Genomic DNA, 1,072 nt, shown 5'->3' with positions numbered 1-1,072 from the left:
ACCCACTCTAGCACTCGGCAGCCGCCGCGAGCAAGGTCGTTGCCGGATCTTAAGCGGCTCATTCAGGTCGCCCTCGAAGATGGCCGTCAGGGCATCGTCAAAGACGCAAAATGGATTGGTAGCCTGCCACCTCCACCTCAAACCGGGTGTTCTGACGCAAGTGATCCTTCATGGCCTCCAGCGCCTCCGGATCACCGTGGATCAAGTTGATCGGCGTTTCGGGGGCTAAGTCACTTTGAGCCAGCCACTGTTCGATCTCTGTGAAATCTCCATGTCCGGAAAGCCCACTCAACACCTCCAGCCGGGCCTTGACCGGAATCCAGTCGCCGTGGATCTTGATCCTTTCCGCTCCATTAACCATTTTGGCGCCTCGTGTCCCCCCTGCCTGTAACGGTAAAAGAATCAGGACACCAGAACGATAACGATCAGTGTGATGCCCCAGGCCCCAGCGTGATTGAACGATTCATTCATAGCATGATTGACCTGTATGTGGGGCGACTAGCTGCATCGGTTGCCGCCCGGATTGTTTTAGTGTGAGAATCAGTACGGTGATGACCAGCGCTTTAGTTTTCCCCGTAAAGACTGTTGTAAATCGATCCTCGCGCTCCATCGCTACAATGTCGCCTTATCAGCGCCTGAGGAGCCACTTTTTGACAGGATCGCCTGCACTATCGAATGGGCATCACATTTGTTGGCCTGCAGCAGCCCCGATGTATCCAGGGTGCCACCATGGTTTTCATAGCCAAACGCCAGCGTCCGGTCGGGCCCGAGATCGAGAGGACGGCAGAGTCCCAGCAAGGCCTCTGGGCGCATATGGCACACGAACACTCTGAGTTTTGTATCGTGAGGAAACAGCTCGGCCCTGTAAGAAGTACCAGACTGATGTCCTGACTCGATTGGATCCCGGGGACTCCGGAATCGACCGGGCTCGAGAAGGCAGACCACACCACTCGAAAGCCCTCTCTGAGCCAGCGCTTCGGCAACCTCAAGGCAAACCCGGAGTTGATAGGCGCCGACAGCGATCAACTGCACATCACCGGCTTCACCAAGAGCGATGGCACCATCCCGGAGC

Annotated in this window: 1 protein-coding gene and 1 pseudogene; both read right to left on the bottom strand. The window is 56.5% G+C overall.

The features are described from left to right. Positions 1-97: 97 nt before the first annotated feature. Positions 98-361 (bottom strand): MBL fold metallo-hydrolase RNA specificity domain-containing protein, encoded by a 264-nt coding sequence (locus KYE_RS11095; RefSeq protein WP_008173282.1) that lies wholly within the window; start codon positions 359-361, stop codon positions 98-100. Positions 362-612: 251 nt separating this feature from the next. Next, positions 613-1,072: pseudogene (locus tag KYE_RS21570) on the bottom strand (xylulose 5-phosphate 3-epimerase); the annotation flags it as partial.

It is taken from the genome of Marinobacter manganoxydans MnI7-9, from assembly GCF_000235625.1.
Classification (GTDB): domain Bacteria; phylum Pseudomonadota; class Gammaproteobacteria; order Pseudomonadales; family Oleiphilaceae; genus Marinobacter; species Marinobacter manganoxydans.
The sequence above is the reverse complement of the archived record's forward strand: the minus strand, read 5'-3'. Positions and strand labels throughout refer to the sequence as shown.

Excerpts from the sequence above, each read along its gene's own strand:
- KYE_RS11095 (WP_008173282.1), bottom strand. The coding sequence starts at position 361 with ATGGTTAATGGAGCGGAAAGGATCAAGATCCACGGCGACTGGATTCCG.